A 24361-nucleotide genomic window follows, 5' to 3' on the forward strand; every position below is an offset into this window, starting at 1 on the left:
AGTCGCGTCATCCGGCGCGCGTCCGGCCATCTCCTCCCCGAGACGAAAAGTTCGCGCCGCGCGAACCACGAGCACCGAGGAGTGGCCGTGCACACCGACGCAATTCACCAGAGCCAGTTCGTTCTGCTGAACAACAGCAGCACGCCCGTTCTCTCCCGCCTGTCCTTCCACGCCGGTGAACCCTTCGCGGTCACCGTGGCGTTCCGGACCGAGCGCGGCCGGTGGGTCGAGTGGACCTTCGCGCGTGAGCTGCTCGCCGAGGGTCTCACCGACCCCACCGGGCTCGGCGACGTCCGCGTCCGCCCCGACCTCTCGGAGGACGAGGCGATGCTGACGCTCGAAATCGAGTCACCGGACGGCTATGCGTCGTTCGAGCTCGAGCGTGAGGACGTGGAGACGTTCCTCGAGTCCACCTACGAGCTGGTCCCGTTCGGCTCCGAGAGCGAGCACTTCGACGTCGAGGCGCTCATCGAGGAGATCAGCAACGTCTAGAACTTTCCCGCGGCACGAAAACGAAGGGCGGCCCGAGTGCGCTGGAGGCACTCGGTCCGCCCTTCGTCCTGTGCGCGGTCCCCCGCCGACCGGGGCTCGAGATCAGCCGAGGACCAGGGAGGTCCCGGTCGCGGACAACGCCGTCCGGACCGGGAAGAAGTACGTCACCGAGCTGTTGCCGCCGGACAGCATGCCCTGGGCCTGGTTGCCCGCGATGAACGAGCCGCCGGAGTCGCCCGCCTGCGAGCGGACGTTGGTGGCGGTCATGCCGTACACCGTGCCTTCGGCGTAGCGGACGGTCTGGTTCTTGGCGCCGACGGTGCCGCAGGTCCAGCCGGTGGTCGAACCCGACTTGCAGACCGACGCGCCGGTGGCGGCCACGGTCGAGCCGCTCACGCGGGTGCCGTTGTTGATGACGCCGCGCGGCGTCCAGTTGCTGTTGACCCGGACGTGTCCGTAGTCGTTGGTCGGGAAGCTGACCCGGGCGAACGAGCCCATCGCGACCCGGTTGGAGCCGGTCACCGTGCCCGGGCCGCAGTGCCCGGCGGTGAGGAAGCCGCCGTTGACCGAGAAGCCGATCGAACACCGCGAAGAGCTGTTGATGTAGTAGGCGTCTCCGCCGCGGACGTCGTACTTGAGGGTCGGCACCGAAGTGGTCTCGACCACCGCGACGGCGGTCTTGTCCACCTTGGCCTTCTCCAGGTACGAGTCGACGACGCCGCTCTTGCCCGGCAGGACGTTCACCGTCACGCGGTTGGTCTTCGTGTCCACACCCCAGCCGGTGATCGCGCCGTCCGCCGCGCGCTCACTCGCGTTCAGTCTGTCCACAGTGGAATCGAGCTGCGCGGCCGAGAACCGGACCAGTTCGGCTTCCGCGCCAGCGGCGAGGACCTGGCCGAGTTTCGCCGCGTCCGTGACGCCGACGCGGAGCTTGCCGGTGGCCTCGTTGTAGCTCGCGCCGCCGAAGCTGCCGGCGAGTGCCGAGGAGAGTGCCTGTTCGAGCGTGCCGGCGGCGTTCTCGCTCCGGATCCGGGCGAGTGCCTGATCGGCGGTCAGGCCGAGGTCCCGTTGCAGGGCGGGGACCATCTCGGCGTTGAGCAGAGTTTCCGAAGATGCTGAGGACGCTGCCGCGGGGGTACCCGTGACGAGCGCGCCGGTGGCCAGTGCTGCCGTGGCGGCCACACCGAGGAGCTTCGTGATCTTCATGCTTCTCCCTCGTCATCACGCACGGCTCCGGTTCGCCATGCGATGGCCCTCCCCTGACGGGTGAGAGTCGTGGACTCGGACGAAGCCCGCAATCCGGGTCGGCGCGGGATAGGTATACCCATTCTTCGGGAACCGAATCCCCTGCTCCACGGGCGGCCACCTACAGCAGGCACCCGGACGGACACGTCCGTAAGTAGGGTTTCGAGTGAATACCTTGCGTAGTCATGGCCACCCCCTGAACGTGGGATGAATCGCCGAATCGGGTTTGTGGCCGACGTTTCGGGTGCCCGGTGATTTTCCAACCGACGATCCGTCAGCCAACCGGTGACGCTGCGTCGGCGAACGGCCCCGGTGGGTGCCCGGCGTGTCCGGGTTGGGTGGTTTACGACCCGGTAGGCAGTGCTTAGGCTCCGCAGGACAACGCACAAGATCGTGTCGGGCTCAGCGGGAACTCCCCACCGAGGAGCGCATGATGTGGCTTGCCACCCCTCGCCCGACCTCGGTTTCGGTCCGCGCCGGATCGACGGCATTAGTGGGCCGCGACGTCGAGGTCTCGGCGATCGTGAAGATCTTGCTGCGCCGTCCCGCGGCCGTGCTGATCGAAGGCGAACCCGGGATGGGCCGCAGCAGGCTGCTCGAGGAGCTGGCCGGACGCCGCGAGTTCGCGTCGGGCCGGGTGCTTTCGGGCGCCTGCCAGCCGATGCGCGAACCGTTCCCGTTCGGGCCGGTGCTCGAAGCGCTGCGGTCGGCGGGCGACCGCCCGCTCGGACCGCTCAGCCCGGTCGCCGGGGTGCTGAGACCCTTGCTGCCCGAACTCGCGGAAAGCCTTCCGCCCCAACCGGAACCACTCGCCGACCCGTGCGCCGAACGGCACCGCCAGTTCCGCGCCGTCCGCGAACTCCTGATCGCCTGCGGGCCCGCGCTCGTCCTGATCGACGACCTCCAGTGGGCCGACGAAGGCACCCGTGACCTCTTGCGGTTCCTCGCCGCCGCGATGCCCGCCGAACTGGCCGTCGTCGCGGCCTACCGGACCGGTTCCCCCTCCGGGCACGGCGCCGGCATCCCGTTCCGCACCCCGCCGAACGTCCAGACCGCCCGGGTGACGCTGGGCCCGCTCGACCTCGACGCCGTCGGGAAGCTGGCGGAGGAACTGCTGGACCTGCCGAGGGTTTCCGCGCAGTTCACCGCGAAGCTGCACGAAAGCACCGCCGGGATCCCGTTCGTGGTCGAGGAGACCCTGCGGGCCCTGCGGGACGCGGCGGGGCGGCTGCCGATCGGCGAAGTGCTGGGTGACCGGCTGCTGGAAAGCCTCGAAGTCCCGATCTCCCTGCGCGAGGCCATCACCGAACGGCTCGACGCCCTGCCGGAACCCGCCGTCCGGCTCGCCCGCGCGGCGGCGGTGCTCGCCGTCCCCTCCGAACCGGCGGTGATCGGCGAACTCGCCTGCCTCGACGGCGACGCCCTCCGCACCGCCCTCTTGTCCACTTTGGACGGCGGCGTCCTCGGCGAACTCGGCGGCGACCGGTACGGCTTCCGGCATCCCTTGGCCCGCAAGGCCGTCTACGACACGATCAGCGGTCCGGAGCGGACCCTGCTGCATTCGCGCGCCATCAAGGTGCTCGCCGAACAGCCGGTCCCGCCGCTGACCCTGCTGGCGAACCATTCGCGCGCGGCGGGACGGACCGGCCAATGGCGCCACTACGCCGAAGCCGCCGCCGACGAGGCCATCGCGCACGGTGACACCTCGCGCGCCATCGACCTGCTCCAGTCCGTGCTGACCGAGGCGGGACTCGGCGAGGACGACATCGCCCGGCTGGCCACGAAGCTCAGCCAGGTCGCGCTGCGCGGGTTCCGCCCGGACGTCATCGAGACACTGGAGCGGATCCTCGAAGACCTCACCGATCTGCGGCCGAGCGTGCGCGGGACGATCCGGCTCAGCCTCGGGATGCTGCTGGTCCGCACGATCGGGCGGCTCGGCCGCGGCCGGGTCGAGGTGGAGAAGGCGATCACCGAACTGGCCGACGAGCCGGAACTCGCGGCGCGCGGGATCAACCTGCTCGCCCAGCCGATCGACGGGCTGACCCCGTTTTCCTGGCACGAGGTCTGGATGGAGCGGGCCCGCGAGGTCTTCGACCGGCTCGAAGACCCGGAGCTGCGGCTCGCGCTCCTCGGCGACCGGATCTCCACCCAGGCGCATATCGGCGACGGGTCGGCCTGGACCGAGTTCACCGAGCTGGCGGACCAGGGTGGCGGGGTCGCCGAACGGGTCCAGCTGGCGCGGCTGTGGTGCAACCTCGCCGACGCGCAGTCCTGGGCCGGGCATCTGGCCAGGGCGGAAAAGCTGGTCACGGAAGGGATCCGCCGCGCGACCGACGCCGGCGCGCTCTACGCCGCCGGCCTCGCGCAGGGCACCAGGGTCCGGCTCGACTGGGTACGCGGCGACTGGTCCGGGCTCGCGGAGACCACCGAACAGCTCCGCGACGGCTATCCCGACCTGGGCCCGATCGTCATGGAGTGCTCGCTCGTCCTCGGCGGGCTGGCCGCCGTGCGCGGGGAATTCGCCGCCGCGCAACGACATCTGGCCGCGGCGAGCGTGCACGCTCCCGAACACGGCCCGATTCCCGTCGTCCTTTCGGCGGCGGGCGTCCTGATCCGGGTACTCCTCGCGACGGACGACCTCGACGGGGCGTGCGCGACGGCCGACAACGCCGTCGCGGCGGCCCGGCGCAAGGGGATCTGGGTGTGGGCGGCGGCGCTGGTCCCCGCCGCGGCCGAGGCCTACACGCGGGCGGGCCGCTGGTCGGAGGCGGACGCCGTGGTCGAGGAATTCGCCCGTGGCGTCGACGGCAAGGATTCGCCCGTCTCCCGGGTCGCGCTGCTCGCCGGCCGGGCGATTCTGCTCGACGCTCGCGGCAAACATCCCGCCGCGGCAACGGTTTTCGACGAGGCCGCGGCCGGTTACGAAGCCCTGCCGATGCCGTATCAGGCCATCGGCGCCCGCGAGCGGGCGGCGCTGTGTCGTCTGACCGCGAGCCGTCTCACCGCCGGCCGCCTGACCGCGGGCCGTCCCGACGCGGGAGACCGTAAGGCGATCGAGGAGCTCGCGGTGGCCGCGGAGGCCTACGAGCGGCTCGGCGCGACCAGGGACGCCGGCCGCTGCCGCCACCTGCTGCGGGAACACGGCGCGTGGGCGCCCTCGCAGCGCGGGCGGCGCGGCTACGGCCAGGAGCTCTCACCCCGCGAACTCGAGGTCGCGCGCATGCTTTCCGACGGGCGCACGAACCGGGAGATAGCGGACGGCTTGTTCCTTTCCCCGCGTACCGTGGAACAGCACGTCGCCAAGGTCCTGCGGAAACTCGGGGCCCGATCGCGGACGGACGTGGCCCGCCGGATGACGACCTACGCGCCCGCCGGCGCCGACCGGTGACTCCGGCCCCGAGGTGGCTTGCCTCCGCCTGAGGTCCCCCGGATCGAGCCCCACCGCTCGTCCCTTGTGGACAGTCGGCCACCGTGGCGCCCCCGGGGGAGGGTGTCGCGAAAGCCCCGTTCGGGACATCAGACGTCGCGAAAGTGGCTTTCGCGACACCTCGGCCCGAGCGAGGCCGCCGCGAGACCGGTAACGTGCCGGTGAACGACCGTTATTCCTTTAGGGGCAAGAAAAGTGCCCGATCGGGCATTGTGATCCATTCCATCGGGTTCAGGCGTGTTCGTGTGGTTCCGTACAGTCATACGCTGTGCTAGTTTGTTTTGGCCATTAACAAAGTCGGGGCCCGGCGCCCGCGAGGGAGTAGCGCAAAAGCATGGCTGAGCGAGCCGATTTCGCGCTGGGGACGGTAGAGGCGACCGTGGTCGGGCAGGCGCTGGGCGTCGATGTCCGGCTCTTTCCCTTGCGCGTCCGCAACACTTCGATCGACCCGGAGCGGTACGCCGCGGTCATCCGGAAGGTCTACACCGATCTCGAACAGCGCCGCCTGTCGGTCAACGGCGAGCTGAACCAGGCCGTCCGCACCGCGTTCGCCCTGCTCGGGAACCACCGGATCAGTGTTTCGATCAACGGCATCGACGGCATCGGCCAGGACATCGCCGTCCTCGCCATCACCGACGGCAGGCAGGCGCTCGGCATCACGCAGGCCCACGGGGAAGACCTCCTGCAGTTCGCCCTGTTCGCGGACGAAGAGCTGGTCGAGGTCCTCGCCGGTGTCCTGCCGCGGATGCGGCCCGCGTCGACGGGCCGCCGCACGATCGTGCAGAAGGAGGAGCGCGCCGTCTCCGCGATGGCCGCGCGCCGCCAGGCGGAGGCGGAATTCGACGAGGAGGAGACCGACGCTTTCGGCAACCTCCAGTTCACCGGCGTCGTCCGCGCCCGGCCGGAAACCGCTTCCCCGCGCAACGACGAGAGCGACGTCGCCGTCTTGGAGCGGGTGCTGTCCGGGACCCGCCTCGGCGGCGGGCACATCATCGTGAGCGGGATCGGCCGCCGCGGCGAACGGCTCCGGTCGACGCCGCTGAGCTGGCTCGACACCGAAGACGGCCGGTACCTGGTCTGGACCGAGACCGACGAAGCCTCCGGTGCCGTGATCGGTCACTACGACCCGGCGAGCCAGCCGGGCGTGGCGAACGCGATCCGGGAAGCCATCGCTGACATCTACTGACCCTCCTGAACCGGGCGAGAGGATCTTCCGTTGACCGAGGAAGCACAACAACTGCAGCCGATGATGGCGGTCCGGGGCAAGCTCGCGGGCACGGAGCTGAAGGCCCTGGCGAAGCAGGGTCATTTCGCCGTCGACGAGAGCACCGGTGAAGAGATGATCCGATCACTCCAGGGAGTGATCGACAGTCTCGAAGAGCGCTGGAGCGCGCTGACCAAGCTGCAGAAGACGCCGCCGATGAGCTCCACCGCGACCGCGCGCTGGGTGTCCCAGCACATGCACGGCACCGCGACGGACGCGCAGGGCCTGCTCACCCAGCTCGAAGCCGCCCGCGCCGAATTCCCGACCTACGTCGAGGCGATCGAACTCGCCAAGCGGAACTACCGGGAACGCGACGACGAGAACCAGCGCACCCTGACGCGGATCGACACCGAGATCTAAGAGGAGAGACCCGTGACCGAAGCCGCGGAGAAGACCGCGAAGGTCTCCGATCCCAGCTCGAAGGACTACAACCCGGACGACCCGTTCTACGACGTCACAGCCGATTCGTCGTCCCAGTACTACGTCGGGCCGCTGGCGGACAAGGCCGCGTCCGGCGACGAGATCCGGGCCGGGGCCGCGGCCGGGACCGACCTGCTGTTCAACATCCTCGGCTGGGGTGACACGGCGCTCAACGGCTTCAAGGACATCTTCACGCAGAAGATGTACGAGGGGCAGCTGGACAAGGCGCGCGAGGGTCTGGACAAGAATCTGGACATCCGCAAGCCCGGCGAGCCGCCGTCCACGGTCTGGGCCAACGCCACCCACGAGCAGATGCAGGCCGCGATCGTGGACAACGCGGATCCGGCCGCGGTGGGCGAGACCTCCGAAGAGTGGATCCGGGCGGGCAACGACCTGGCCACGCACCAGCGCAACCTGGCGAAGGCGATCAACGCGAGCACGGCCAACTGGGAGGGCGAGGGCGGCGACGCGGCGCGCGAGCATCTCGCCGGTGTCGGCAAATGGCTCGGCGCGACCGCGAACGGCGCGACACTGGCCGGGCGGCAGCAGCAGATCCACTCGCAGACCCTCAACGAGACGCAGAAGCAGATGGCGGCGAACCCGCCGGTGGCGTTCAGCGTGCAGGAGGCCAACGCCAACCTGCAGACGATCACCGACCCGCACGTGTACATGGCGCAGCTCGGCAAGGATCTCTCCACCTTCAAGAAGCAGCAGGACGCGCGCGATCAGGCCGCGAAGGTGATGACCGACTTCGACACCACGGTCGGCTCGGCGATCGCCACCCCGGCGTTCCCGGCCCCGCCGAAGCTGCCGACGATGCAGGCGACCAGGCAGCTGCAGGGCACCCCCATCGGCGGTGGCGCGGGCGCGCCCGCCGGCACGCTTCGCGACCGGATGTCCCCCGAAGGCACTCCCCTGTCGGATCAGACGCGCCCGGACGGCCTCGTCGCTTCGATGGACGGGACGCCGCAGGGCGGATCCGGTGGCCCCGGCGGCGTGTCGCCGTTCAACGCGCCGAACGGCGGACCGGGCGGCGGCCCTGGTGGAGGTCCGGGCGGCGGTCCCGGTGGCGGTCCGGGCGGTTTCCCCGGCGGTGGTTTCCCCGGCGGTGGTGGTCCCGGTAGCGGTGGCCCGGGCGGCAACCTGAACATGCCCACCATCCCGAACGGGCCGACCGGCGGCGAGACCTACAAGCCCGCCGCGTCGTCGGGCCCCAACCTGCCGAACATGCCCAAGTTCGACGACGGCACGCGCACCACGGGCTACACGCCCCCGTCCGTCACGCCGCCGTCGTTCACCCCGCCGAACATCCCGATCCCGGAGAGCGGCGGCCCGCGCCCCGGCGGCGGTCTTCCGTTCACCCCGCCGAACATCCCCATCCCGAACGGGCCCAACAGCGGCGGGCCGCGGCCGAACATGCCGAACATCCCGCCGATCCCGCGTCCCGGCGGCATCGGTGAGCGGCTGACCGGCCCCTCGTTCCCCGACGTCAACTCGTACAAGGGCACGCCGTACAACGCGCCCAAACTCGGCATGCCGAACATCCCCGGCGGTGGCGGCCCCGGCGGGACCAGCGGCTTCGGCGGCGGTACCGGTGGCGGTACCGGTGCCGGCGGCGCGGGTGGCGGCGGACTCGGCGGCGCCGGACGCGCGACGGGCTCGCTCGGCATGGGCGGCGCCGTCGGCGCGGGCGCGATGGACGCAGAGGCGGCCGCGGCGCGTGCGGCGGCCTCCGGCGGCAAGCCGGGTAGCCCCGGCGGCATGGGCCCGATGGGCGGGATGGCTCCCGGCGCGGGCAAGGGACAGGGCCAGGACGACAAGGAGCACAAGGTCGCCGACTACGTCGAATCCGACGACCCGTCCTTCTTCGCCGCCGACGAGGTCGTGGCACCGCCGGTGATCGGCGACTGGAAGAACAAGGACTGGAAGTGACGGCTTCGTTCGAGGTCGATCCGGACGACCTGACCGCGCACGCGAGCCATCTCGAAGGGCTCGTGGACCGGCTGAACACCGCGCACGCCGCGACCGGTTCGGCGATGTCGTCGGACGCGTACGGCCTGCTGTGCGCGTTCCTGCCGCCGATCGTCAACCCGGCGGGCGAACGCGCGGCGGAGACGATCAAGGCGGCCGTGGAGGGGATACAGTCGACGGCCGACAACGTCCGCACCGCCGCCAAGTCCTATGTAGACGGTGACAAGACCAACGCGGAACCGTTCAAGGCGGACTTCTCGGCTTTGGACATCGGAGGAAAGAAGTGACCGGCGCGAACGAGCTCGGCGAGCTCATGCTGGACCCGGACGAGGCCCAGCGCAAAATGGAGCGATGGGCCGCGGGGCTGGAAGAGAAGGCCCAGCGTTACGCGGCCGCCCAAGAGCGGACGGAGCAGCTCCGGCTGACCGCGTCCAACTCGGACGGCGCCGTGAAGATCACCGTCGGGGCGGACGGCGGCGTGACGGACATCGAGTTCGGGAACAAGGCCAGGACGTACCCGCTGGAGGAACTGTCGCGGCAGATCCTCCAGACCATGCACCAGGCGCAGGCCGGAATCGCGGGCCAGGTCGCCGAGGTCATGCAGGAATCGCTCGGCGACGAGGACCAGGAGACCAGGGCGCTGATGATCGGCACCCTGCGCAGCCGCTTCCCCGAGATCGAAGAGGAAGAGCCCCCGGCTCCGCTACCCGCTCCCCCCGCCTCGGCGGCCGACGCTCCGCCTCCGCCGCAGGCCCCTCGCGAAAAGCGCCACGAAGCGCCGGAAGACGAGGAAAACTCGCCCTGGTAAACCCGCTCACGCGTGTCCCCAGCCGGATCACGCGTGCTTGAAGGCGGATCTCACGTGTTTCCAGCCGGATCACGCGAGTTCCGCCTTCAAGCACGTGTGTTCCGCCTTCAAGCACGCGAGTTCGGTCTCGTGTCAGGCGGCGGCGAGCGAGACGACGCGGTTCCGGCCGCTGTTCTTCGCCTGGTAGAGCGCGGAGTCGGCGACGTGCAGCAGCCGTTCCAGTACGGTCCCGCCCGACGGGTAGACCGCGGCGCCGATCGACACCGAAAGCCCGCGCACGACCCGGGGCCCCGAAGCGGTCGCGACCTCGACCTCGATCGCCATCACCGCCCGGCGGACCCGCTCGGCCACAGGAAGCACCTCGGTCTCCGTCGCGCCGGGAAGCAGCACGACAAACTCCTCACCGCCGAAGCGGCCGACGGAGTCGTAGTCTCGTACGTGCTCTGAGATCGTCTTCGCGACGACCTTGAGCACGACGTCGCCCGCGAGATGCCCGTAGACGTCGTTGACCTGCTTGAAATGGTCGAGGTCGAGCATCAGCACCCCGAGTTTGCTCTTCGCCCTCGCCGCCGACGAAAGCTCCCGTTCGCTCAGCGCGTGCCACGCGTGCGCGTTCAGGACGCCGGTCTTGCCGTCGATGTTCGCCGCGATCTCCAGCTGCCGCACCAGCACGCTGCGGTGCAGCACCAGCACCGGGAGCAGCACGAACGGGACGAGTGCGGGCGCGTGCACGATGCCGAGCGCGGTCGAGGCCCCGAGCACCAGGGTGGTGACCTCCAGCAGGTTGTCGTCGCCGGTGCCGAACAGCGACCGCAGGGACCTGCCCCCGGTGTGCAGGTAGACCGAGAGCGCCACGATGAACGCGTTGGCCACGGTGAACACGGTCGCCGCCTCGACGATCTTCAGCGAGCCGGCGAACCCGACGGGCAGCCCGTTCCATCCGGAGACGATGGCTCCCGAAGCCAGGCAGGAGATCACGATCGCCGCCGCGCAGTACACGACGCGATAGGCCGGGCGGTGGCTCATCCCGCGCCACACGCGGAGCCAAAGATGCAGGTAGATGAGCAATCCGAGGGCGAGTGCGAGCCCCGATGGCAGGACGAGCACCCCCGCGAACGTCCACACCGAAGTCATGTTGATATGCGGCCGGTCACAAAGCGTGCGCCGCAACCGTTCCACCGATCGCGAAAGCTCGGCCTGCAGGACGGCGAGGCCGAGCAGTGAGCCGAAGCGGACGAATTCCGTGGTCTCGTAGTTCGATCGGAGCAGGGCGATTACGGCGACTGCCGCCGCAAGGCCTTCCACCACAAGAAAAACCGCGGGAACACCGCGTGGCCCGGACCATAATTCCCAGCGTCGGACCCTGGTTCTCAGACGTGTACCGGCCCCTTCTCCGGCGAGTTCCACATCCCCCATAATCATCGTCACCGGTCCCCCTTCCGTACACATTTCAATGTATCCGAGGTAGTACTGAGGGTGGCTCGAGTCAATTCCGGAACACACAGATGGAGCAGTGGGAGGGAGGATCATCATGAACGGTCGCGAGGACTGATCCCATCAATTCAGCCGGTCCGGCTCCCGGCCGGGAGCCATACATCGGGGCCGGTGGCGATGGCGCGTTTCCACGCCATCGCCATCGGTCCCGCCGAGGCGACGGCGACCGTCGCGGCCACCCCGACGGCCACGAACGGACCGGTCAGCTGGGCGAGACCGCCCGCGAGCATGATCCCGATTCCTTGCACGGTCACCAAACTCGTCGAGGTCAGCCCCATCACCTGCGCCCGGACGCCGTCCGGCACCGCGCGGGCCATCAGCGCGACGGCCTGCAGGTGGTACGGCGCCGCGAAGGCCCCGCTGAGCCCGATCAGCGCGAGGCAGACGGGTAATGGCGGGCGAAAGAAGACAAACACCAAAGGAACGACGGATGCGATGGCGAGAATGCCGACGATTCGCGTTTTCCGTCGCGCCGGAACCCATTTCGTGAAGATCCACGATCCTATTACCGAACCGGTCGGATCCGCCGCGAGAATAAGACCGACCGCGAAACTGCCCGCCCCGAGCCCGACGGCGAGCGGCGCCGCGAGCCCTTCCGGCGCGATGGCGAACCCGGCGAGCATCTTCAACCCGAAGAGCACCCGGATTCCCTTGCCCTGCCACAGTTCCCTGGCGCCTTCACCACTGAAAGCCCGCGCCACCCGGCTTTTCACCGAAGATTCCGTGGCGGCGGGCCCTCGGCGGCGAACCCCGACGGACACGAGCAACGCCGAGACCACGAAGGTCGCCGCGTCGATCACCAGCCCCCAGTAGGGCGTCACGAGCCCGATCACCAGCCCGCCACCGCCGAATCCGGCCAGCTGCGCGGTTTGGATGGTGATCGTCCGGACCGCGAGCCCGGCGACGTACCGGTCGCCTTCGAGGACGTCCGGGAGCAACGCGAGCTGCGCCGCCCGGAACGGCCCGCCCGCCATCGTCAGGATCACCAGCAGTCCGGCCAGGACCGGCAGCGGCATCCCCGGTACGGCCATCAGCGCCGCGATCGCCGCGCGCAGCAGATCGCAGACGATCATCACCGTCCGCCGCGAATACCGGTCCGCCAGGCCGGCGAACAGGGTGCCGCCGATCAGCGTCGGCAGATACGTCAGGCCGTAGGTGAGCCCGGTCAGCCCGGCCGACGCCGTTCTTTCCCAGACCAGCACCGACAACGCAACCCTGGCCAGCTGGTCACCGGCCTGCGAAAGCGCCTCGGCCGCCCACAACGCCCGGAACTCGCCGACCGCGAAAGCGGCCTTGAACGCGGTGCCCCGAGCGGAATCCCCCTTCTCCATGAGCCCCTCCCCTTGGCTCACGGTAGTCGATCACTTCCGCAGTGTCAGCGGCCATCCGGCCCACGACGAGCGTCAGTGTCCACTGTGGACACTCGCGTGCTCCACCGCGGCCCGGGCGAAGGCTTGGACAAGCGGATGCGGCCGGGTCCCGTCGCCGGCGAGTTCCGGCTGGAACAGCGTCGCCAGAAAGAACGGGTGCTCCGGCAGTTCGGCGATCCGCGCGTCGCCATCGCCGTCGAATCCACTGAAGACCAATCCCTTGGCCGCCAAGGTATCCAGATGCCGGGCGTCGAGACCGTACGAACAGTGGTACCGCTCAACGGAACGCTCCGCCCCGAGGATCCGCGCCGCCAGGGTCTCCGGCGTGACGTGGATGGCGCTCTCGTGCCCGACGAGCGAACACGCCAGCGGGACGATCAGCCACTCGTCCGCGTCCGGCGCGTTCTCCGCGTGCCCGATTCCGCCGAGACCGCAGGCGTTCCGCGCGAATTCCAGCAGCGCGTGCTGGAAACCGGCGCAGGTGCCGAGGAACGGGATGCCGTTCTCGCGGGCGGCGCGCACGGTCTCCACCGCACCGGATTCGGACCGATAGGGACTGCCGGGCACCAGCCAGACGGCGTCGAAACCGGTGAGGTCACCGACGGCGTCCGTCGGGATCCAATAGGCGTCGAGTTCGAGGCCGTCGCGTTCGGCGAGACGCTCGAACAGCATCGGGATACGGACGTGGGAGCGGACGCCGTCCGAACGGTCGCCGACCAAGGCGACCCGGGCTGTCTGTGTCATGCGGCCATCCTGACCCGCGGATCGAGTTCAGCGCCAACGATGATCTCTGCTGTGTCCATAAGCGATACTGATCGCCATGGAGACTCACCTGCTCCGCACCTTCGTGGCGGTCGCCCGCGGCGGCTCGTTCTCGCGGGCGGCTCGCGATCTCGGCTACACGCAATCCGCGATCTCCCAGCACATCGCCGCGCTCGAACAAGACCTCGGCACCGCGCTGCTCACCCGGCGCCCCGTCGCCCCGACCCGGGCCGGGGAACGTCTCCTCGAACACGCCGGCCCGCTGCTGACCCGGCTCGACGCCGCCCGCGCGGACCTCGCCCGGCTCACCGCGGCTCCCACCGGACGGGTCGTCCTCGGACTGACCCCGTTGTCGCTCACCGCCGAAGTCGCCACCGCCGCGCGTCGCGGCACCGAATTGCGTGTCCTGGGCCGGGAGGACGTGCTGACGGAGGTCGCGACGGGCGCACTCGACCTCGGTCTCGTCGACGGGATGACCGCGCCGAGCGATCCGCTCCCGCTGCCGGACGTCGGCCCGCTCACCACCACCGTCGTCGGCGAACGCCCGCTCGCGGTCGCGGCGCCCGGCGGCCATCCGATGGCGGGCCGGACCGTCCGGCTCGCCGAACTCGCCGACGCGGCGTGGATCGACGCGCCGGATACGGCGATTCCCTTGGAACGCTTGAGAAAGTCCGCCGCGACCGACGGATTCCGCGGCAGGCTGCGGTACACCGGGAACGACGTCCGCGGTCTGCTCGGCCTGGTCGCCGCCGGTCAGGGACTGGCGTTGCTCCCAGCGGACGTGATCACCGGGGTGAGCGCGCTTTCCCTGTCCTCGCCGCGTGTCGTGCACCGCATCGAACTCGTGCACGGAGATCCCGGTGAGGGCTCCTCACTGGCCGCCGCGCTGACGGGTCAGCGGCCGTAACTCATCATTCCCTGCGCCATCTGCATCGCCAGCGAACTCGCCACGACGGGGTCCATCATGCTCCGGATGTCCTGCGCGGCCTTGTCACGCGAGCCGACGTCGGAGCGGGGCTGCTCCGGCACCTTGGTCTCGGCGGGTGGGAGGGCGACGACCTGTTCCTTGGCGGGCTTCTTCTTCGTCGCGGGCGCTTGCTGCTTCACGGTGACCGGGACGTAAACGGTCACCGGCGCGGCCTGCGGCGCGGGCGGCGCGACCGGCGGTGCCGCCTGCTGGGTCACCACGGCGGGCAGCGGCTGCTCGGGCAGGGCGGTGTCGTCGATCGGCTGGAAGCTGAAGGTGCCGGCGAACCAGCCGATCGCGAGCAGCGCCACGCCCGCTCCACCGACCAGCCAGGACCGGGCGCGGCGATGGATGACGACGGCCTTGGGCCGCAGATCCTTGTCCACCACCGGTTCGCAGACCGGGGGCCGGACCGGCATCGGCTCGGGCTCGGGTTCGTTCTCCGGGCTGCGCCGCCGTTTCGGCAGGCTCGCCGCGATGATCCCGGTCCGGTCCAGCAACTCCGCCGTCTCGACGGAGAGCGCGGCATCGGTCGGCGTACGGCGCTGGGCGGCGCGCGGCATGGGGACCTCCGGAAGCGGAATCACGAACTTGAGCATTGTGGTGCATTTCCGACGCCGCCGTAAGTAACGCACCCCGATCGAGTTATCCCGAGCCGTCCGGACCACGGAGGGTTACTCCGTTCAGTGGCTTCCGTTTTCTCAGAGATTCCGCATTCCCAGCCGCCCCAACAGGGCGAGCGGCCGCTGGTAAAAAGAGCCGAGCACCCGGGGAATCGCGTCGATGGCGTACGCGTCCGGACCGATCAGGATCCGCGCCGTCCCCCGTTCGATACCGCGGACGATGGTCTGCGCGGCCTTCTCGGGCGTCGTCCTCGCGATCTTTTCGAATCCCTCGGCGGCTTTGTCGATGTCCCGCTCGACGCCGCCCCGCGCGTCACGGGCGATATTCGTCTTGATGCCACCGGGATGCACGCAGCTGACCTTGACCGGATGCCGGGCGATCAGCATTTCCTGCCGCAGTGCCTCGGTGAACCCCCGCACGGCGAATTTCGCGGCGTTGTAAGCGCTCTGCGTGGGCACGCCGATGAAACCGAACACACTCGAAAGGTTGACGATGTGCCCGTCACCCGAAGCGATCACCTGCGGCAGGAACGCTTTCGTGCCGTTGACCACGCCGCCGAGATTGATCCCCATCAGCCAGTCGTAGTCGTCCCAGGTCATTTCCTCGACCGTGGCTCCGAGCGCGACCCCGGCGTTGTTCACCACGACGTTGGCGCCGCCGAAGTCGACGGCGACCTCCTCGGCGTGCGCGAGAACGGCGTCACGGTCGGCGACGTCGAGCTCGTACGCCTTCGCGGTCGCGCCCGCCTTCTCGCACTCCGCGACCGTGCCCGCGGCGCGGACGGCGTCGACATCGGAGAGCGCCAGCCGGGCGCCCCGCCCCGCCAGGTCGATCGCGAGCGCCTTGCCGATCCCCGAGCCCGCGCCCGTGATCACCACGACCTTGTCCGTGAACGACTTCATACCCGCTCCAACCCGCTCGACTGTTACCGGAGGTAACACATACTACGGCTGTGAGCTTGCTGTGCGTTGATCGATTCGGGCTGTGTTCGCGTACCACTTATGGTGATCTATGACCGGACAGCCGTGGACGAGCGAAAGGAAGGCGATGCGCCGCGCCCTGTTGCTCGTGCTCTGTGTCGTTCTGTCCGGTTGCTCCGCCGCTTCGGACCCTGTCGCGACCGAAGACGCCGACACCGCCGCGACCGTGGCGGTCACCCCCGCGGCTCCGCGGACCAATCCCGCGATCGGCGCGCTCTTCCTGGACGGAACGCATTTCTGCACGGCCAGCGTCGTCCACAGCGCCCCCGGCGACCTCCTGCTCACGGCGGCGCACTGCCTCCACGACGGCGAAGGCGGCGAGTACGCGACGGGGATCTCGTTCGCGCCCGGCTACCACGACGGTGTCGCGCCGTACGGCTATTGGGAAGTCTCGAATCCGCAGGTTCCCGACGGCTGGGCCGATTCCTCCGATCCCGATCTGGACGTCGGGTTCGCGACCGCCCGCCAGGCGGGCACCACGAAGACCCTCGAAAGCGTCACCGGCGCCAACACCCTGCTGACCGGTGGCGGGTTCGACCACCCGATCACCCTGACCGGGTACCCCGACGAACGGGAGGTGCCGGTCGTCTGCCACGGCACCAGCGCCCAGGCCGACACCTACCAGATGCGCGTCGGGTGCCCGGGCTTCACGACCGGCACCAGCGGTGGGCCGTGGGTGGTCGACCCCGACCCGAAGACCGAACTCGGCACCGTCGTCGGCGTGATCGGCGGCTACCTGTACGGCGGGGACGATCCGGACACGTCCTACAGCAGCTACTTCGACACCGACGTCGCCACCTTGTACCGGAAGATGGACGCACGGGGATGATCTCCCCATGAGCATCCACGACGTCCCGATCACCGGCGAACCGATCCGCCTCGGCCAGTTCCTCAAACTGGCCAACCTGGCCGAAGACGGATCGCACGCCAAAGACCTCCTCGACGCCGAAGAGGTCACGGTCAACGGCGAGGTGGAGGTCCGGCGCGGCCGCCAGCTGACGAACGGCGACGTCGTGGAGGTCGGCGGCGAAGGCGGCCGCGTGGTGCTGGGCTGAAGGGCGCTTTCCCCGCATGTAATGCGAGGAAAGCGCCCTTCACCGCGTCAGATGAGGGGAAAGGCCCCTTCAGCGGCCCTGCAGCGGGGCCAGGCGCAGCGCCCTCGCGAGTTCTTCGAGTTCGCGATGCACCGGCTCGTTCAGCGGGACACCCAGCGCCTGGCACTGTTCGAGGTACTGCGCCTCGCGCCAGCCCGGGTAGCGGACCGGGGTGCCGCCTTCCCAGCCGAGCAGGCTGCCGAACAACGCGCTCGCGGCCTTGTAGAACCCGTCGGCGCTGCGCAGCGTCGTCGGCGCGATGGCCATCACCATCAGTCCGGTGTCGTGGTCGTGGTCGCCGACACCCGACAGGACCCCGGCGAAGATCTCCACCAGCAGCGCGAAACCGGCGACGGCGGCACTGTCGACATCCGCCAGCGTGTCCAGGTCGAGGACGAACTCGGGGTACGCGCCGGCGGGGGCGGCCATGCCGAGCGGGTTCGCCGCTTTCCCGAGCTCACCGCCCGCCGCCATGACGAGCCCGATCATGGTGTGCGGCAACGCCCTCGCGGCATGGTGCCCGGCGCGGCCGAACGGCCCGACGCCGCGCACGGACATCAGCCCGACGCCGTACCGGCCCGCCCGGGACACCGCCCGGTCCATCGCGTCGCCGACGGCCCACAGGCCCGGCGCGCGGCGGTAGTCGATCAGGGCGGCGGCGCCGCGGTCGGCGATCATCAGCGGTTCGGCCCTCGGCCGCACCAGGCCGTCGGTCAGCATCGGCAGATGCAGCCGGGTCAGTTCGGCGACACCGGATTCCGGCGTTCCGGTGAGATCGCCGTGGCACAACGCCTCGGCGGCCATCCTGGCACGCGACCACGGCAGGTCGTGCGCGGTGAAGACCTCGGTGACCAGGTCGATCAGGGCGTCGATCGGGACGCGCTGCCAGACCTGTTCGGGTATCGGGGAGGGTTCGGCCGGTTCGGGGATCGGCTCGACGGGGGCACGGCGAAGAGAGCGAGGTCTGAGGGGCACTCCGCCGAGGGTGCCCAAACGCGTTTTTCGGCGTCAACGAACCGGGGCAGCTTCTAACCGACTGTGTGATCGAAGCACTCGGAAACGTCGGTGGGCGGACGTACGATCGGGGCATGTGCCGGAACATCACCACGCTACGGGGCCTGGAACCGGCGGCGACGCCGGACGAGATCGAGGCCGCCGCCCGCCAATACGTCCGCAAGGTGTCCGGGGTGCAGAGCCTGTCCGACGCCACCCGCGAGCCGTTCGAGGCCGCCGTCGCCGAGATCACCGAGATCACCCGGCGAGTGCTGTCCGAGCTGCCCCCGCGCCGTCAGCCGCCGGCGACGGTGCCGCCGTTGCGCCGTCCCGAAGTCCAGGCACGAATCGCGGCGAAGGCCGCGAAGAGCCAGGCATCCTGAGCTCCGGCGGTTACGGTTAGCGGGTGACATACCCGCAGGACCCCTACGGTCAGCAGCAGCCCTACGGCCAGCAACCTCCGTACGGGCAGCCGTACCAGCAACCGGGTTACGGATACGGCCCGGCGATGCCGCCGCAGGAACAAGGTCTGGCGATCGCGGCGCTGATCGTGTCGATAACCAGTCTGGTCGCGTGCAGCGGGCTGCCGTCGATCGCCGGCGTCATCATGGGGCATATCGCGCATTCCAAGGCCAAACGCGGGGAAGCGGGCGGCCAGGGGATGGCGCTCGCGGCGATCATCATCGGCTACCTCGGCGTCGCCGTCATCGTGCTGATCCTGGTGGGCGTCCTCTTCGTGGGCATCTTGACGGACTGGCAGTTCGACTAGATCCGAAGCAATTAGGCAAAGCCCCGTCGGATATCCTCGACAGCGGTAGCGTGTCCGAGCGGCCGAAGGAACATGTCTTGAAAACATGCGAGGGCTCTGTCCTCCGTGGGTTCGAATCCCACCGCTACCGCCAGCCTTGAAAAGCGCCCCAGGCCCGCAGACCTGGGGCGCTTCTTCGTCAAGCGGGCACGAGGGCCCAGACGGTCTCGTCGCTCCGGCCGCCCACGAAGGGCCGCTGCTCCAATACCGAAGCGGTGCCGTTGTTGACTTGCCGCACCGCGAGCTTGCTCGCCCGGTTCACCAGCCCGTAGCGCATGTCGGCGCTCCGGAGCAGCTTCCACTGCTGGTTCGTGGCCGAGCCGCAGTGCGTCTGTTCGAGTTGCGCGCCCTCCGCAGTACTGCCGGAGACCGGCCGCAGACACTGCCCGCTCCGCTCGTTGGAGATCTTCCAGTACCCGCCACCCGCGTCGGTGAGCCGCCACTTCTGGCCGTTGTCGTTCTGCCGGGCCACATTGGTGATCTTCGCGCCCGCCGACGACGAGCCGTCGACGACCGCGGCGCTGTTCCCGTTGGTGGCGACCGTCAAGTAGTACTTCTTGCCCGCCTTCGGACCCGGATCGGCGACGGGGTTCAGAGTCCACTGCTGGTTGGCCGCCCCGGTGTACGGCTGCTGGACCAGAGGCGCCGGGTACGCGCCGCCATCGGTGATCGCGTACCCCGTCAGATAGTTGAAGATCGCCACCTTGCCGTTGCCGAGCGGCTGGAACGCCCACCGCATGCCGTTCTGGCCGTTGCAGTTGTACTGGAGGATCGGCGTGCCGGGCGCGGTCCCGCTCTGGGCGCTGTCGGCGCACAGCTGGCTGTTGGCGTTGACCAGCTGAAGACCGGTGTTGTAGCCGAGGACCCACTTCTGGCTCATGGAGTCGGTCCGCGGCCGACGGCTGATGTTGACGAGGCCGCCGGTCGACGAACCCACGACGTCGATGGCGTCACCACTCGCGCCGGTGATGACGTAGGTCTTCCCGCCTCGGGCGTGCCCGTCGTCGTTGTCGGGGGTGTCCTTCTTGATCAGGAAGGCGCTGTTGGCGACGTTCCAATGGGTGGCGAGCCAGCTGCCCGGCGTGGGATTCGTGCTGAAGTAGTCGTCGTTGCCGCAGTCCAGCAGCCGGTCGAAGTCGCGTTCCGTGCAGTCGAAGGACTGCGTGTCGCCGTAACACATCAGGTCCCATTCCTGGGAGCAGTGCCCGCCGCCCTGATAGTGCGGGGCACCCGGCAGGACCGCGCCGAGCATGTGCCCCAGTTCGTGGGCGGCGGCGTTGACACCCCAGCACGGGACGGCGATCTCCGTATAGTGCCTGCCGTTGTTGAAGGCGTTGGCGGGACCGGGCTGGTCGTCGTTGTCGCCCCAGGTGCCGGCACAGGTCGAGGGATTGTCGGAGAACAACATGTAGTCGCGGTCGGCGTTGTACAGACCGGCCTGGATGGCGCGCTCGCGGATCGCGCCGGACTTGTACGTGCCGTCGGGCACCACGAGGTTCGCGACGGCGACCTGACAGCCCGCGCCCGCGGTCGTCACGTAACGCAGGTGCCTGCTGCCGCCGGTCGCCGCGGCGCTGTCGTTGAACGAATCGTCGATCCCGGACGCGTAGGCGCGCAGGGACGGCACGACGGTCGCGTACCGGTCGGGCTGGCCGGCCTCACGGACGTAGACCAGCTCGACGCGTTTGCCGGAAACCCCGTCGCCCTCGCAGATCACCGGGTTGGCGGCGATCTGCGCCCGAGCGACGGCGGGAGCGAGCGGGGCCACCGGGGCCGCGCCGGGTGGCAACGGCCGGCTGTGCTCTGGCCCGGCCGATTCATCGGATGCCGCGGCCTCTCCCGTCAACAAGCCACAGACGAGACCGATGGTCACGAGTAGGCAGGCGGATCGCCGTTTCGCCTTGGACAAGGGCTCTTCCTTTCGCGATGGAGGAACGCGATAAGGACGCTAGAGGTCGGATGTATAGACCACCAGGCAGAAGGACCGGCAGACTGCCATTACCCTTCCGGCATGCCCAAGTACCTGCTGCTCAAGCACTACCGCGGCGCTCCGGCGGCGGTCAACGACATCCCGATGGAGCAATGGGCGCCGGAGGAGATCACGGCGCATATCGACTACATGAGGGACTTCGCGAACCGGCTCGTGGAGACCGGCGAGTTCGTCAGCGAGCAGGCTCTCGCCCCCGAAGGCACCTTCGTCCGGTACGACGGCGAAGGCAAACCGCCGGTCACCGACGGTCCCTTCGCCGAGACCAAAGACCTCATCGCCGGCTTCATGATCATCGACGTCGACAGCTACGAGCGGGCGCTCGAACTGGCGGGCGAGCTGTCGGCCGCCCCGGGAGCGGGCGGGAAACCGATCCACGAATGGCTCGAACTGCGTCCGCTGTGGGGCGAGCCGCTCGTCATCACGGAGTGACCACCGAACTGGACGAGGCCCTGCTGCGAAGCCTCACGCCGAACGTCCTCGGGATCCTCGTCCGCCGCGGAGCCGATTTCGCGTCGGCCGAGGATGCCGTCCAGGAGGCGCTGATCGAGGCCGTCCGCGTCTGGCCCGACGGCCGTCCGAAGGATCCGAAGGGCTGGCTCGTCACCGTCGCCTGGCGCAAGTTCCTCGACATGGCCAAGTCGGACGCCGCCCGCCGCCGTCGCGAGGACCTCGTCGACGAGGAGCCGGTCCCGGGCCCCGCCCCCGCGGTGGACGACACGCTGCAGCTCTACTTTCTTTGCGCACACCCGTCACTGACGCCGTCTTCGGCGGTCGCGCTCACCCTGCGCGCCGTCGGCGGGCTCACCACCCGCCAGATCGCCCAGGCGTACCTGGTGCCCGAAGCGACCATGGCGCAGCGCATCAGCCGGGCCAAGCGCACCGTGTCCGGCGTGCGGTTCGACCAGGCCGGCGACGTCGCCACCGTGCTCCGCGTGCTCTATCTCGTGTTCAACGAGGGCTACTCGGGCGACGTCGACCTCGCCGCCGAGGCCATCCGGCTCACCCGGGGGCTCGCCGCCTCGATCGACCACCCCGAGGTCGCCGGACTGCTCGCCCTCATGCTGCTCCACCACGCCCGGCGCGCCGCCCGGACGGCGTCCAACGGCGAACTGGTGCCCCTCGCGGACCAGGACCGCGGCGCCTGGGACACCCGCCTGATCGCCGAGGGCGTCGAGATCCTGCAAGCGGCGCTGGCCCGCGACAGGCTGGGCGAGTTCCAGGCGCAGGCCGCCATCGCGGCGCTCCACGCCGACGCGCCCACCGCGGCGGAGACCGACTGGGTGCAGATCGTCGAGTGGTACGACGAACTCGCGCGGCTGACCGGCAGCCCGGTCGTCCGGCTCAACCGCGCGGTCGCCGTCGGCGAGGCGGACGGACCGCGCGCGGGGCTGGCCGCGCTCGCGGAACTGGACGATTCACTGCCGCGGTACACGGCCGTGGCGGCGTACCTCCATGAGCGCGACGGCGACCTGGTGACCGCTGCGCGGTTGTACGGCGAGGCCGCCGGTAAGGCGGCCGACCTGGCCGAACGCGTCCACCTGACGCGTCAGGCCGCGCGGCTCAACGCCCTCAAGAAGTGATCGGCGGCAGGCGCGGGAGGCCGTCGATCTCCGACAGGTGCTCCAGCACCCGCCCGAAGGCCTGCCCCAGCACCCGCTGCTCCTCGGGGCTCAGCAGGTCGATCAGATGCTCCCGGACCCCTTCGACATGCGTCGGCGCGGCGCCCTCCAGCAGTTCCGCGCCGCTTCCGGTCATCTCCGCGACGACGCCGCGCTTGTCCGCCGGGTCGCGGGTGCGGCGGATGAGGCCCTCGGCCTCCAGCCGGACCATCTGGTGCGAAAGCCTGCTCTTGGTCGAGCCGAGCATGCTCGCGAGCTCCGTCATCCGCATCCGCCGGTCGGGCTGGAGTGAAAGGCAGACCAGGACCTCGTAGTCGGCGAGGGTGACGTCGTGGCGCTCGGAGAGTTCGCGATGCAGGCGCTGCCGCAGCCGCATGGTGGCGACGATGTACGAGCGCCAGGCGACCATCTCGGACTCGGACAGCCAGCGCACTTCCTTCTGCTCCACCGCCATCCACGCAGAGTAGAGCGTTGATCGCGTAAGGCGCATACCCACCGGTCACTTTTCGGCCGCTGAAAAATCCGGCGGAACATTCGCCCGAAGGAGGGTTACGAAAAGGTTGAGACTCGGCGCGAAAAGGCGCATTCTGCTTGTCAGCGGATGGTCGGGCAAGTACCGGGCGAACCCGTGGAAGGGTCGCCGGACCTGCTCCCAGCCGGGAAGGGTCAGGTGGTGGTATGGCGGGTGATTCTCGCGGTTGACCGCCTGCTGTGTCCCCGCGACCGGAACGGAAAGGACCGGGTCGGTCGCGACTGTGAACAGCGACGAGCGCGGGCATCTCGGATGCGCTCGACAATTCTGGCGCATTCGGCGTCTCTCCGGCCTGTTTCGGGTTAGCGGCCTCTTCGACCGCCTCGGCAGTGCCAGGACGCCGGCCCGATGATCGCGGCCAGCCGGCGATCAGTACAAAGACAACCTCGGTAGTTCTGGGTGCGGCCGTGACAGCACGGCCGCACCCAGGCATATCCGGGGCCTTCCGGCTACGCTTCCCCCGTGCGATTCGACGAAGGCGCGGGCCTGGACACCTCCGAGGTCGAGGACCTGCGCGGCGGTGGCGGCGGCGGCGGGATCGGCGGCCGGGTGGCACTCGGCGGCGGCGGGCTCGGCGTGGTCGGCCTCGTCATCTACTTCCTGTTCTCCCAGTTCGGCGGCGTGAGCCTGAATCCGTCCTCGGGTGGGCTCGGCGGCCTTGGCGGCGTGGGCTCCGGGCAGCAGATGGACAACACGTCGCTTGAACAGGAGTGCAAGACCGGCGCGGACGCGAACCGGAAGCACGACTGCGCGATCGTCGCCATCATCAACTCGGTCCAGGACTACTGGGGGCAGGAATTCCAGCGGTCCGGGTCGACCTACCGCAAGGCCGTCACCAATTTCTTCAACGGCGGCGTGAACACGGCCTGCGGCAACGCGACTTCCGACGTCGGGCCGTTCTACTGCCCCGGCGATTCCGAGGTGTACATCGACCTCGGCTTCTTCAACGAACTCCGCACCAAGTTCGGCGCGGAGGGCGGGCCGTTCGCGGAGGCGTACGTGCTGGCCCACGAATACGGCCATCACGTGCAGAACCTCACCGGAGTGTCCAAAAAGGGCACCGGGAGCGGACCGACGTCGGGTTCGGTGCGGCTCGAACTGCAAGCCGACTGCTACGCCGGCGTCTGGGCGAATCACGCCACGACCAGCCCGACCGAGTCCGGACGGCCGTTGATCAGCGAGATCAGCCAGCAGGACATCAACTCCGCGCTGGACACCGCTTCGCGGATCGGCGACGACTACATCCAGTCGAAACTCGGCGGCGGCCGGGTCGACGAGTCGAAGTTCAGCCACGGCACCTCGGCGCAGCGGAAGAAGTGGTTCACCACCGGCTTCCAGACCGGCGAGCCGGCGCGCTGCGACACCTTCGCGACCAAGAGCCTGGGCTGAAAACTCGTGAGTGGTGGGGGGGGGGGGGGAAGGCCGAAACCCCCACCCGGGCGGTTGTGGGTTTTGGGGGGGGGGGGGGGGGGGGGGGGGGGGGGGGGGCGGGGAAGGTGAC

At 69.5% G+C, this 24361-nt stretch carries 24 protein-coding genes and 1 tRNA gene; 16 read left to right on the top strand and 9 right to left on the bottom strand.

All coding sequences use genetic code 11. From position 1 onward, the window contains the following. Positions 1 to 87 precede the first annotated feature (87 nt). A complete protein-coding gene (locus tag ACIRGA_RS12230) occupies positions 88 to 492 on the top strand; it encodes an SsgA family sporulation/cell division regulator (RefSeq protein ID WP_400939789.1) in 405 nt (134 codons plus the stop codon). A gap of 102 nt (positions 493 to 594) precedes the next feature. Here the strand turns inward: ACIRGA_RS12230 and ACIRGA_RS12235 are convergent, their stop codons facing one another. After that, positions 595 to 1698, bottom strand: a complete 1104-nt coding sequence (locus ACIRGA_RS12235) for a S1 family peptidase (RefSeq protein WP_400939792.1) — start codon at positions 1696 to 1698, stop codon at positions 595 to 597. Positions 1699 to 2170: 472 nt separating this feature from the next. Between ACIRGA_RS12235 and ACIRGA_RS12240 the strand changes: the two genes are divergently transcribed. The 6 genes from ACIRGA_RS12240 to ACIRGA_RS12265 all read left to right on the top strand — a co-directional run bounded on the left by ACIRGA_RS12240 (position 2171) and on the right by ACIRGA_RS12265 (position 9627). Next, on the top strand, positions 2171 to 5125 hold the full coding sequence (locus ACIRGA_RS12240; protein ID WP_400939795.1) for an AAA family ATPase: 2955 nt from the start codon (positions 2171 to 2173) through the stop codon (positions 5123 to 5125). A 373-nt stretch (positions 5126 to 5498) separates the two neighbouring features. Then, positions 5499 to 6350: an ESX secretion-associated protein EspG gene (locus ACIRGA_RS12245; protein WP_400939798.1), complete on the top strand. Its 852-nt coding sequence runs from the start codon at positions 5499 to 5501 to the stop codon at positions 6348 to 6350. Positions 6351 to 6380: 30 nt separating this feature from the next. Then, positions 6381 to 6788 (top strand): hypothetical protein, encoded by a 408-nt coding sequence (locus ACIRGA_RS12250; RefSeq protein ID WP_400939801.1) that lies wholly within the window; start codon positions 6381 to 6383, stop codon positions 6786 to 6788. Between the two features lie 12 nt (positions 6789 to 6800). Beyond that, on the top strand, positions 6801 to 8780 hold the full coding sequence (locus ACIRGA_RS12255) for a hypothetical protein (protein ID WP_400939803.1): 1980 nt from the start codon (positions 6801 to 6803) through the stop codon (positions 8778 to 8780). Beyond that, positions 8777 to 9106 (top strand): type VII secretion target, encoded by a 330-nt coding sequence (locus ACIRGA_RS12260; protein WP_400939806.1) that lies wholly within the window; start codon positions 8777 to 8779, stop codon positions 9104 to 9106. Before ACIRGA_RS12255 ends, ACIRGA_RS12260 begins: the two co-directional genes overlap by 4 nt. Then, complete coding sequence (locus ACIRGA_RS12265) at positions 9103 to 9627, top strand: YbaB/EbfC family nucleoid-associated protein (protein ID WP_400939809.1); 525 nt, start codon at positions 9103 to 9105, stop codon at positions 9625 to 9627. The genes ACIRGA_RS12260 and ACIRGA_RS12265 overlap by 4 nt, the downstream gene beginning before the upstream one ends. A 132-nt stretch (positions 9628 to 9759) precedes the next feature. Here the strand turns inward: ACIRGA_RS12265 and ACIRGA_RS12270 are convergent, their stop codons facing one another. The 3 genes from ACIRGA_RS12270 to ACIRGA_RS12280 form a co-directional block, all read right to left on the bottom strand. Beyond that, complete coding sequence (locus tag ACIRGA_RS12270; protein ID WP_400939811.1) at positions 9760 to 10935, bottom strand: diguanylate cyclase; 1176 nt, start codon at positions 10933 to 10935, stop codon at positions 9760 to 9762. A 254-nt stretch (positions 10936 to 11189) separates the two neighbouring features. Then, entirely contained in the window at positions 11190 to 12452 is a 1263-nt protein-coding gene (locus tag ACIRGA_RS12275; RefSeq protein WP_400939814.1) for an MFS transporter, read from the bottom strand. 72 nt (positions 12453 to 12524) lie between these two features. After that, complete coding sequence (locus tag ACIRGA_RS12280; RefSeq protein ID WP_400939817.1) at positions 12525 to 13235, bottom strand: hypothetical protein; 711 nt, start codon at positions 13233 to 13235, stop codon at positions 12525 to 12527. Between the two features lie 76 nt (positions 13236 to 13311). Between ACIRGA_RS12280 and ACIRGA_RS12285 the strand changes: the two genes are divergently transcribed. Next, entirely contained in the window at positions 13312 to 14160 is an 849-nt protein-coding gene (locus ACIRGA_RS12285) for a LysR family transcriptional regulator (protein ID WP_400939820.1), read from the top strand. Here ACIRGA_RS12285 and ACIRGA_RS12290 read toward each other — a convergent pair. Both ACIRGA_RS12290 and ACIRGA_RS12295 read right to left on the bottom strand, forming a co-directional pair. Further along, positions 14148 to 14807 carry a hypothetical protein gene (locus tag ACIRGA_RS12290; RefSeq protein WP_400939823.1) on the bottom strand — a complete coding sequence of 220 codons (660 nt, stop codon included), beginning with the start codon at positions 14805 to 14807 and terminating at the stop codon, positions 14148 to 14150. The two genes, ACIRGA_RS12285 and ACIRGA_RS12290, sit on opposite strands and share 13 nt — an antisense overlap. A gap of 114 nt (positions 14808 to 14921) precedes the next feature. Next, positions 14922 to 15746 (bottom strand): SDR family NAD(P)-dependent oxidoreductase, encoded by an 825-nt coding sequence (locus ACIRGA_RS12295; RefSeq protein WP_400939826.1) that lies wholly within the window; start codon positions 15744 to 15746, stop codon positions 14922 to 14924. A 145-nt stretch (positions 15747 to 15891) separates the two neighbouring features. Between ACIRGA_RS12295 and ACIRGA_RS12300 the strand changes: the two genes are divergently transcribed. After that, on the top strand, positions 15892 to 16653 hold the full coding sequence (locus ACIRGA_RS12300) for a trypsin-like serine peptidase (protein ID WP_400939862.1): 762 nt from the start codon (positions 15892 to 15894) through the stop codon (positions 16651 to 16653). A gap of 7 nt (positions 16654 to 16660) precedes the next feature. Further along, a complete protein-coding gene (locus ACIRGA_RS12305; protein WP_016330720.1) occupies positions 16661 to 16879 on the top strand; it encodes an RNA-binding S4 domain-containing protein in 219 nt (72 codons plus the stop codon). A gap of 69 nt (positions 16880 to 16948) precedes the next feature. Here ACIRGA_RS12305 and ACIRGA_RS12310 read toward each other — a convergent pair whose 3' ends face one another. Then, complete coding sequence (locus ACIRGA_RS12310; RefSeq protein ID WP_400939830.1) at positions 16949 to 17893, bottom strand: Ldh family oxidoreductase; 945 nt, start codon at positions 17891 to 17893, stop codon at positions 16949 to 16951. Between the two features lie 113 nt (positions 17894 to 18006). On the opposite strand from ACIRGA_RS12310, the gene ACIRGA_RS12315 reads away from it, so the two are divergent. The 3 genes from ACIRGA_RS12315 (at position 18007) to ACIRGA_RS12325 (ending at position 18813) form a co-directional block, all read left to right on the top strand. Beyond that, positions 18007 to 18294, top strand: coding sequence for a DUF2277 domain-containing protein (locus ACIRGA_RS12315; RefSeq protein ID WP_240596153.1), 288 nt, complete (start codon positions 18007 to 18009; stop codon positions 18292 to 18294). A 23-nt stretch (positions 18295 to 18317) separates the two neighbouring features. Then, the gene (locus tag ACIRGA_RS12320) at positions 18318 to 18680 is read left to right on the top strand and encodes a DUF4190 domain-containing protein (protein WP_400939833.1); all 363 of its coding nucleotides are present in this window, start codon (positions 18318 to 18320) and stop codon (positions 18678 to 18680) included. A 44-nt stretch (positions 18681 to 18724) separates the two neighbouring features. Continuing rightward, positions 18725 to 18813: transfer RNA gene (locus tag ACIRGA_RS12325), tRNA-Ser, on the top strand. A 45-nt stretch (positions 18814 to 18858) separates the two neighbouring features. Here the strand turns inward: ACIRGA_RS12325 and ACIRGA_RS12330 are convergent. Further along, the gene (locus tag ACIRGA_RS12330) at positions 18859 to 20568 is read right to left on the bottom strand and encodes an RICIN domain-containing protein (protein WP_400939835.1); all 1710 of its coding nucleotides are present in this window, start codon (positions 20566 to 20568) and stop codon (positions 18859 to 18861) included. Between the two features lie 162 nt (positions 20569 to 20730). Between ACIRGA_RS12330 and ACIRGA_RS12335 the strand changes: the two genes are divergently transcribed. Both ACIRGA_RS12335 and ACIRGA_RS12340 read left to right on the top strand, forming a co-directional pair. Continuing rightward, a complete protein-coding gene (locus ACIRGA_RS12335) occupies positions 20731 to 21138 on the top strand; it encodes a YciI family protein (RefSeq protein WP_400939838.1) in 408 nt (135 codons plus the stop codon). Between the two features lie 8 nt (positions 21139 to 21146). Further along, positions 21147 to 22289 carry an RNA polymerase sigma factor gene (locus tag ACIRGA_RS12340; RefSeq protein WP_400939864.1) on the top strand — a complete coding sequence of 381 codons (1143 nt, stop codon included), beginning with the start codon at positions 21147 to 21149 and terminating at the stop codon, positions 22287 to 22289. On the opposite strand, the gene ACIRGA_RS12345 is transcribed toward ACIRGA_RS12340, so the two are convergent. Further along, positions 22279 to 22782: a MarR family winged helix-turn-helix transcriptional regulator gene (locus ACIRGA_RS12345; protein ID WP_073846064.1), complete on the bottom strand. Its 504-nt coding sequence runs from the start codon at positions 22780 to 22782 to the stop codon at positions 22279 to 22281. The genes ACIRGA_RS12340 and ACIRGA_RS12345 overlap by 11 nt on opposite strands. Before the next feature lie 540 nt (positions 22783 to 23322). Between ACIRGA_RS12345 and ACIRGA_RS12350 the strand changes: the two genes are divergently transcribed. Next, entirely contained in the window at positions 23323 to 24249 is a 927-nt protein-coding gene (locus tag ACIRGA_RS12350) for a neutral zinc metallopeptidase (RefSeq protein WP_400939840.1), read from the top strand. Positions 24250 to 24361 lie beyond the last annotated feature (112 nt).

The organism is Amycolatopsis sp. NPDC102389 (assembly GCF_044765885.1).
Lineage (GTDB): Bacteria > Actinomycetota > Actinomycetes > Mycobacteriales > Pseudonocardiaceae > Amycolatopsis.